Origin of the sequence: Streptococcus shenyangsis (assembly GCF_006385785.1) — a bacterium.
In the GTDB taxonomy this organism is placed as follows: domain Bacteria; phylum Bacillota; class Bacilli; order Lactobacillales; family Streptococcaceae; genus Streptococcus; species Streptococcus shenyangsis.
Map to the genome: position 1 here is coordinate 1 of NZ_VFSH01000021.1, position 9,847 is coordinate 9,847.

General features: G+C 38.9%; 3 protein-coding genes. All 3 read right to left on the reverse strand.

Going from position 1 to position 9,847, the window contains the following annotated elements:
• Nucleotides 1-6,157 (reverse strand): Rib/alpha-like domain-containing protein (locus tag FJR77_RS10060; protein ID WP_140860141.1); only part of this gene is annotated, 6,157 nt, incomplete at its 3' end.
• Nucleotides 6,158-6,235: 78 nt separating this feature from the next.
• Complete coding sequence (locus FJR77_RS10065) at nucleotides 6,236-7,969, reverse strand: YSIRK-type signal peptide-containing protein (protein WP_140860143.1); 1,734 nt, start codon at nucleotides 7,967-7,969, stop codon at nucleotides 6,236-6,238.
• A gap of 533 nt (nucleotides 7,970-8,502) precedes the next feature.
• On the reverse strand, nucleotides 8,503-9,847 hold a 1,345-nt coding region (locus FJR77_RS10070), incomplete at its 5' end, for an LPXTG cell wall anchor domain-containing protein (RefSeq protein ID WP_140834734.1).

The following is a 9,847-nucleotide window of genomic DNA, read 5'->3' on the forward strand; positions in this document are numbered from 1 at the left end:
CGATTGTTACTGTGATTGGGTGATCTTTATCTTTACCTGGAATTTCTACCTTAGTTCCTGGTGGGAATGTTGAACCATCTGGTCTCTTCGGTGTTACTGTTACATCACCTGTCTTAGGATCTTGTTCAACATCGAGTGTTGGTGTCTTATGAGCTGGCGTTTCAACTGGAACTTCTTCTGTTGGTCTACCTGGTTCTGTAATCTTACCTGTTCCTGGAACTTTACCTTCTGGTAATTCACTGTTTGGTACTTTACCTTTTCCGTCTTCACCGATTGTTACTGTGATTGGGTGATCTTTATCTTTACCTGGGATTTCTACCGTAGTTCCTGGTGGGTATGTTGATCCATCTGGTCTCTTCGGTGTTACTGTTACGTCACCTGTCTTAGGATCTTGTTCCAACTCTAGTTTTGGTGTCTTATGAGCTGGTGTTTCAACTGGAACTTCTTCCGTTGGTCTACCTGGTTCTGTAATCTTACCTGTTCCTGGGACTTTTCCTTCTGGTAATTCACTGTTTGGTACTTTACCTTTTCCGTCTTCACCGATTGTAACAGTGATTGGGTGGTCTTTATCTTTACCTGGAATTTCTACCTTAGTTCCTGGTGGGAATGTTGAACCATCTGGTCTCTTCGGTGTTACTGTTACATCACCTGTCTTAGGATCTTGTTCAACATCTAGTGTTGGTGTCTTATGAGCCGGTGTTTCAACTGGAACTTCTTCTGTTGGTCTACCTGGTTCTGTAATCTTACCTTTACCTGGAACTTTACCTTCTGGTAGGTCAGTGTTTGGTACTTTACCTTTACCGTCTTCACCGATTGTTACTGTGATTGGGTGGTCTTTATCTTTACCTGGAATTTCTACCTTAGTTCCTGGTGGGAATGTTGAACCATCTGGTCTCTTCGGTGTTACTGTTACATCACCTGTCTTAGGATCTTGTTCAACATCTAGTGTTGGTGTCTTATGAGCCGGTGTTTCAACTGGAACTTCTTCTGTTGGTCTACCTGGTTCTGTAATCTTACCTTTACCTGGAACTTTACCTTCTGGTAGGTCAGTGTTTGGTACTTTAGCTTTACCATTGTCATCAGTTGTAACAGTAATTGGGTGATCTTTATCTTTACCTGGGATTTCTACCTTAGTTCCTGGTGGGAATGTTGAACCATCTGGTCTCTTCGGTGTTACTGTAACATCACCTGTCTTAGGATTTTGTTCAACATCTAGTGTTGGCGTCTTATGGGCTGGTGTTTCAACTGGAACTTCTTCTGTTGGTCTACCTGGTTCTGTAATCTTACCTTTACCTGGAACTTTACCTTCTGGTAGGTCAGTGTTTGGTACTTTACCTTTACCGTCTTCACCAATTGTAACAGTGATTGGGTGGTCTTTATCTTTACCTGGGATTTCTACCTTAGTTCCTGATGGGAATGGTGACCCATCTGGTTTCTTCGGTGTTACTGTTACGTCTCCAGTCTTAGGATCTTGTTCCAACTCTAGTTTTGGTGTCTTATGAGCCGGTGTTTCAACTGGAATTTCTTCTGTTGGTCTACCTGGTTCTGTAATCTTACCTGTTCCTGGTACTTTACCTTCTGGTAATTCAGCGTTTGGTACTTTACCTTTTCCGTCTTCACCGATTGTTACTGTGATTGGGTGATCCTTATCTTTACCTGGGATTTCTACCTTAGTTCCTGGTGGGAATGGTGATCCATCTGGTTTCTTAGGTGTTACTGTTACGTCACCTGTCTTAGGATCTTGTTCCAACTCTAGTTTTGGTGTCTTATGTGCTGGTGTTGTTACATCTACTGGTTGTGATGGTTTCTTATTAGGTTCTGTTACTTTTCCTTTTCCTGGGATATCTTTCTTAGGAAGTTTGTCATTTGGTACTTCACCTGAACCATTGTCGCCAATCGTAACAGTGATTGTAATTGGGTTTCCATCTTTATCTTCACCAGGGATTTCTACCTTAGTTCCTGATGGGTATGGTTTTCTATCTTCTTTCTTAGGCGTTACTACTGCATCACCATTTGGTTTTTGATTAATTTCAATCTCAACTGGTTGTTCTGTTGTTGGAGCACCTGGTATTATCTTACTTGGTGTTTCAACTGGAACTTCTTCCGTTGGTTTACCTGGTTCTGTAATCTTACCTGTACCTGGTACTTTACCGTCTGGTAATTCACTGTTTGGTACTTTACCTTTTCCGTCTTCACCGATTGTTACTGTGATTGGACCATTTTCACCTGGGATTTCTACCTTAGTTCCTGGTGGGAATGTTGAACCATCTGGTTTCTTCGGTGTTACTGTTACGTCACCTGTCTCAGGATCTTGATCCAACTCTAGTTTTGGTGTCTTATGAGCTGGTGTTGTTACATCTACTGGTTTTGATGGGTTCTTATTAGGTTCTGTTACTGTTCCTTTTCCTGGAACAGCTTTCTTAGGAAGTTTGTCATTTGGTACTTCACCTGATCCATTGTCACCGATTGTTACTGTGATTGGGTTACCATCTTTACCTGGGATTTCTACCTTAGTTCCTGGTGGATATGGTTTTCCATCTGGTTTCTTAGGTGTTACAATCGCATTTCCATTTGGTTGTTGAGTAATTTCGATTGTAGGAGTTTGAGTTGTTGGTGTCTTAGGATCTGTTCCATTTGTGATTTCTTCCTCATCTGGAATTCCATCGTTGTCATCGTCTGGATCCTTAACATCTGGAATACCGTCTCCATCTGTATCACGTTGAATTTTAACTGGAACTTTGACTACAACTTCTTCTGTGCCTTTTTTCAGTTTAACTGGAATTTCAACTGTACGTTCTTCTTCTTTTGGTTCCCAATTGTCTACTTCTGGTGTTCCTTTTAGATTTCCGCCGTTATCAACTGTTAAACCATTTACTGGTTTATCTGTTGTAATCGTTGTACCTGGTTTGTTTGGTGTTATCACCTTAGTATTTGCTGGTACTGGTTTTTTCTCTGGTACAGTTTTTTCTGTTACTGTTCCTGTTAAGTTATCCGCTACTTTTGGATTTGTTCCATTTTTGATTTCTTCCTCATCTGGAATTCCATCGTTGTCATCATCTGAATCTACTTTATCTGGAATACCGTCTCCATCTGTATCGCGTTGAATTTTAACTGGAACTTTAACTACAACTTCTTCTGTTCCTTTTTTCAGTTTAACTGGAATCTCTACTGTACGTTCTTCTTCTTTTGGTTCCCAATTATCTACTTTTGGTGTTCCTACTAGATTTCCGCCGTTATCAACTGTTAAACCATTTACTGGTTTATCTGTTGTAATCGTTGTACCTGGTTTGTTTGGTGTGATTACCTTAGTACCTGCTGGTACTGGTTTTTTCTCTGGTACAGTTTTTTCTACTGTTGTTCCTGTTAATTTATCCGCTACTTTTGGATTTGCATCTTCTGTATCTGGAATTCCATCGTTGTCATCGTCTGGATCAGTCACATCTGGAATACCGTCTCCATCTGTATCGCGTTGAATTTTAACTGGAACTTTAACTACAACTTCTTCTGTGCCTTTTTTCAGTTTAACTGGAATTTCGACTGTGCGTTCTTCTTCTTTTGGTTCCCAATTGTCTACTGTTGGTGTTCCTACTAGATTTCCGCCATTATCCACTGTTAAACCATTTACTGGTTTATCTGTTGTAATCGTTGTACCTGGTTTGTTTGGTGTTACTACCTTAGTATTCGCTGGGACAGGTGTTTTCTCTGGTACAGTTTTTCCTGTTACTGTTCCTGTTAATTTATCAGCTACTTTTGGATTTGCATCTTCTGTATCTGGAATTCCATCGTTGTCATCGTCTGGATCAGTCACATCTGGAATGCCGTCTCCATCTGTATCACGTTGAATTGTAACTGGAACATCCACTACAACTTCTTCATCACCATTCTTCACTTTAACTGGAATCTCTACTGTGCGTTCTTCTTCTTTTGGTTCCCAATTGTCTACTGTTGGTGTTCCTACTAGATTTCCGCCGTTATCAACTGTTAAACCATTTACTGGTTTATCTGTTGTAATCGTTGTACCTGGTCTATTTGGTGTTACTACCTTAGTATTTGCTGGGACAGGTGTTTTTTCTGGGACAGTTTTTTCTGTTATTGTTCCTGATAACTGATCCTGAACAGTGATTCTGATTGATTTGGTTGATGCCGTATTGTTCTTATCATACGCTGTGATTTTTACAGTGTAGAATCCTGTCTTAGCGTTCGTAGTACCTGTAATTTGACCATTTTCGTATTTTAATCCTTGTGGCAAATTGCTTACCTGAATTGGATTATTATCACGCATTCCAACACCACCTGTATTATCTACAGCTGTTACAGGGATTGGTGTAATTGGTGTGTTTTTAGTTACTGTTGCGCTTTCTGCTGTAATTGTTGGGCCTGTTACGTCTTTTACTGTAACTGGTACATTTACACGATCAGTTGATCCATCTGGATATGTAACTTTAACTACAGCATTTCCTGCATTTCCTGCTGTTGCAGTTGAAGTTGGTTTGCTTTCTACAGTTAATGTTCCAGGGCCATAATTTGTTACTTTTGCTTTTACTGCTTCATCTGTAATTTCTTGACCTTGGTTTACTGTCAATGAATCGCCTGTTGGGTTGTATTTGTTAGTTTGCTCTTCAACAGTAATTCTGATTGATTTAGTTGATGCCGTATTGTTCTTATCATACGCTGTGATTTTTACAGTGTAGAATCCTGTCTTAGCATTCGTGGTACCTGTAATTTGACCATTTTCGTATTTTAATCCTTGTGGTAAATTGCTTACCTGAATTGGATTATTATCACGCATTCCAACACCACCTGTATTATCTACAGCTGTTACAGGGATTGGAGTAATTGGCTCGTTTTTAGTTACAGTTGTATCATTGGCTGTGATTGTTGGTCCTGTTACGTCTTTTACTGTAACTGGTACATTTACAGTATCACTTGATCCATCTGAATAGGTTACTTTTACAACCGCATTTCCTGCATTTCCTGCTGTTGCAGTTGAAGTTGGTTTACTTTGTACCGTTAATGTTCCTGGTGCATAGTTCTTCACTTTTGCTTTTACTGCATCATCTGTGATTGGCTGACCTTGGTTTACAGTTAACGTGTCTCCTGTCGGATTATATTTGCTAGCTTGATCTTGAACAGTAATTCTTATTGTTTTTTCTGAAGAATTATTATTTTTATCATATGCTTTAATTTTTACAGTATAGAATCCTGTCTTAGCATTCGTAGTACCTGTAATTTTGCCATTTTCATATTTTAATCCTTGTGGTAAATTGCTTACCTCAATTGGATTATTATCACGCATTCCAACTCCACCTGGATTATCTACAGCTGTTACAGGAATTGGCGTGATTGGTTCGTTTTTAGTTACTGTAGCATCACCTGCTGTAATTGTTGGAGCTATCTTGTCACGAGATGTTACAGTGAAAGTAAATGTTACTGGTTTAGCTGCGTGACCTGCATTATCAGTAGCCTTAAATGTAATCGTATTCGTTTTACCAACATCTTCTGCAGTTGTTGTAATTGTAATTCGTCTTGATTGTTCAGTATCCGTGTTTGTTAATGGAGTTGCAGATACATTCCCTGTAATAAGTCTACTACTATATTTCGTTGTTAAATCACTAGGATCAAAATTAACATGTTTATCGTCTCTTGCTGTTACTGTGAAGGTTACTTGTTGACCTTCTACTACGTTTTGGCTAGCTGGTGAGATTGTTAATGTAGGTGGTTGGTTATCTGGTGCTTCTGTTGGAGTAACAGGATTACTTTTATCAGAAGTTACTGTTCCATTATTATTAGTAACTACTGTTTCAGCTTTAATAGGATTTCCTGGCAAAGCTTCTGCAACTGTAACTGTAGCAGTCTGTCCATTAGTTGTTCCAGTTCCAATAACTCTATTACCATCATAAAGTTTAACTGTCGAACCGTTTGGTACTCCGTCTCCAACATTTACAGTAATTTGTTGATTTGGTAAACCTTTTTTATGTTCAACACTCGTTGTAATCGTCGGTTGTTTTGGTTTAACGTTTAATGTAACTGTTCCATCTGAACCAGAACCTGCATCAGTTGATTTAGTACCGTCTTTATAAGTCGCAATAGAAGTATACTTGAATACCCCTGCTTGTGCTGTACTTGGTGAACGATCACCTGCCCAAGTCCAGTTCATACCTGCAGGGAATGATTTCCCATTTTTATGTGTAACATAACCTGAAGATACAGGGTTTATTGGATCTCCTGCGTTATCTCATACTGTTTTTGTAACGGTTAAACCTTTAATTGGATCTTTTGGTGCTTCTGGATCATTTTGTAAACGAGAACCTGTTGCCCCCATAATATAAGACTGATTAGTAGTCCATCCTGATGTTGTTGAGGCTGCATAGACACGACCGTATTGAGCTGCTTCTTGAGGAGTCACATTATCTCTTATTTTAATCTTAGCATGCATATGCACAGCATAGTTTGTACTCTCTCTTCCTAATTTGACACCTAAATAATATGATAATTTAGGATAATTTCCATTTTTATCTTTCGTAAGTGTGTTTAATGTAGGATCATTTTCGTTGTTCTTAAATACATCCTTTCTTTGATCATTACGAGTTACCCCTGAACTTGGATCGTAAAATGAGTATCCATCATTATTAAAAATTTTGTATTGTTGTCCCCATGGATTTGAGATATAAGCTGTGTTCCCATATTGATTAAACGCTTCAAATCCATCAGAAAGTTTTTTACTAGCATTTGGATTCTTAGGACTATAACGTGTGAACCTTAAATCTCTTACTGTATTAGAAGGATCCATGATATTAAATGGTGCTTGGAAATAATACTGTTGTTGGTATGAACTTGTCGTCATCTTTTTCCCATCGTTATTGAAAAAGACATCATAGACGATCCATTTACCTTCACTATCTTGTACATAGGTTGCCTTAATATCAGTCTTATTTCTAGTAAACTCAGGATTATCATTTATTGTTCTTCGTCCACCGTTCTCTCTCGGATCGACAGAAGCAAAATATTTAACATTAGTTAAAGCACCTTGATTAATTTCACCATTTGCTCTAAAGTTTGTTCCTTGACCCATGCTCTTGCCATTACGTGAGTCACGAGCACCTGAAGTCAAACGTGTTGTAGCGTTTTTAACAGAGTTAAACATTCTCTTCACACGTTTTGTCATATCTTCAACATCGTTCAGAGAAACTGTTGTATTTTCAAGAACACCTTGAGCCAAGCCCAATAGTTCATTGGCTTTTTCAAGAACTTCTTTGCTAGTCTCATGCTCAGGCAATTCCAAAACAGCTGCCTGCAATTGTTCAACAGATACTTTCAAAGTATCTTTTTTAGCTGATACAGTTTGACTCTCTTCGCTTGCGCTTACTTCAGGAGAAGTTTGGCTCGCTGGTTTTTCAGCCTGCTTCTCAGTTTTAGCTACTTGTTTATCTACTTGAACCTCAGTTGCTTCCTTAGCAGCTGATACGACTGTCACATCTTTAGACAAGAGTTCTACAAGTTCATCGATATCCTTTTGAGCTAGCTCAGAACTTTCTAGGGCTTCTTTCCCTTTTTGAAGTCTGTCTTTGACAGGCGATACTACTGAGTCGTCAAGGTTTAATTTAGTAGAAAGAAGAGCATTTAATTCTTCAACTACTTTTTTCAACTTGGCTTTATCAACTGTAGACGCGCTAGGTGCAGCAGTTGTAAGCGCTTGATTTTCTGTATCTACTTTGTTGTCAGTAGATTCTGCAACATCCACAGGCGAATCGACCTTATCTTTAGGGTTCACTAGACCCGCATTAGCCGTATTAGATTGTGGAGCGTTTGGAAGCACACTATCCGCGCTCGCAACGCGGGCACCCAAAAACATCAGCGCTGCAACAGCAACTGAAGCTGCACCAAAACTATATTTACGAATAGAATAGCGCAAAACTTTTTCACGTTGCTGGCGCTTGATTCTATTGAGCGAATTTGATTTATTTTCCATTGTTCCTCCTTATGTTAAAACACAAAATCAAATTAAAAGTATTCTTCATGGCTACACTTCTTATAGTAACGCACCCATGAAGCCTACTATGATGAGCATGTTTACACATCACAGCTATCACAGCTCGATTATACCATTTTTAATATATTTACACAAGACAAAACTGTTTTATTCCATAGAATAAAGGATAAATTGTTTAACTATACATAAAATGTTATTATATTGTATTTTTGAATAGACAAACCCTCCAGCTTTAAAATAAATCTGTAACCACCTATCATATCAGATAATTCATCGTCATTTTTAATAGTAAAAAATAATCACCTAAAAAATTTAATGGTAACAAATGACTCACTCCATATCCCAATTAATAGCGTATCTAATTGAGAGCTTCTTAGTACAAAGATTAGCATCTACTTTCCAAAAACACAACAACGGCCTTGTACCTCTTAAAACGAGGAACAAAGCCGTTGTTTAATCTTTTCTATTCATCGTCCACTTAACAATGAACAGTTCATATTTTGACTAAATTTTTAGTCTTCTTTTTTCTTGCGAGCTACAAGTCCAAATCCACTCAATAGTCCAAGAAGTCCTAGAGATGCAAGAGTCGCATTTGATTCTGTTCCTGTATTTGGCAATACATTTTGAGAATCATTTGACTTAGCTCCATTATCAACAGTAGTCTTAGTATCTACCTGATTTGCATTCGGAGTAACTGCATTTGGAGTTGGAGTAGCTGGTGCTGGTTTATCTTGACCAGAATTTCCATTAGTATCAGGTTTGACTGGCATATCAGGTGTCACTGGTGCAACTGGATTTGTATCTGTTGGTGTTGATGGTGTGACTTTACCTGGTGTTGTTACATCAGGAACTTCAACTGTTGGTTGACCTGGTTCTGTAATCTTAGCTGTACCTGGAACTTTACCGTCTGGTAATTCACTGTTTGGTACTTTACCTTTACCGTCTTCACCGATTGTTACTGTGATTGGGTTACCATCTTTACCTGGGATTTCTACCTTAGTTCCTGGCGGGTATGTTGAGCCATCTGGTTTCTTAGGTGTTACTGTAACGTCACCTGTCTTAGGATCTTGTTCCAACTCTACTGTTGGTGTCTTACGTGCTGGTGTTGTTACATCCACTGGTTGTGATGGTTTCTTGTTCGGTTCTGTTACTGTTCCTGTACCTGGGACAGCTTTCTTAGGAAGTTTGTCATTTGGTACTTCACCTGAACCATTGTCGCCAACTGTTACTGTGATTGTTGTTCCATTTTCTCCTGGAATTTCTACCTTAGTACCTGGTGGATATGTTCCTCCTCCTGGTTTCTTAGGCGTTACAATCGCATTTCCATTTGGTTGTTGAGTAATTTCAATCTTACCTGGTTTTTCAGTTTCTGGTGTTTCTGGTGTGACCTTAGCTGGCGTTGTTACATTAGGAACTTCTACAGCTGGTTTACCTGGTTCTGTAATCTTACCTGTACCTGGGACATCTTTCTTAGGAAGTTTGTCATTTGGTATTTTACCTTTACCATCTTGACCGATTTCAACAGTGATTGGACCATTTTCACCTGGGATTTCTACCGTAGTTCCTGGTGGGAATGTTGAGCCATCTGGTTTCTTAGGTGTTACTATAACATCACCTGTCTTAGGATCTTGTTCAACATCTAGTGTTGGTGTCTTACGAGCTGGTGTTGTTACATCCACTGGTTGTGATGGTTTCTTGTTCGGTTCTGTTACTGTTCCTGTACCTGGGATAGCTTTCTTAGGAAGTTTGTCATTTGGTACTTTACCTGAACCATCTTTACCGATTTCAACAGTAATTGTGTTTCCATCTTCACCTGGGATTTCTACCTTAGTACCTGGTGGATATGTTCCTCCTCCT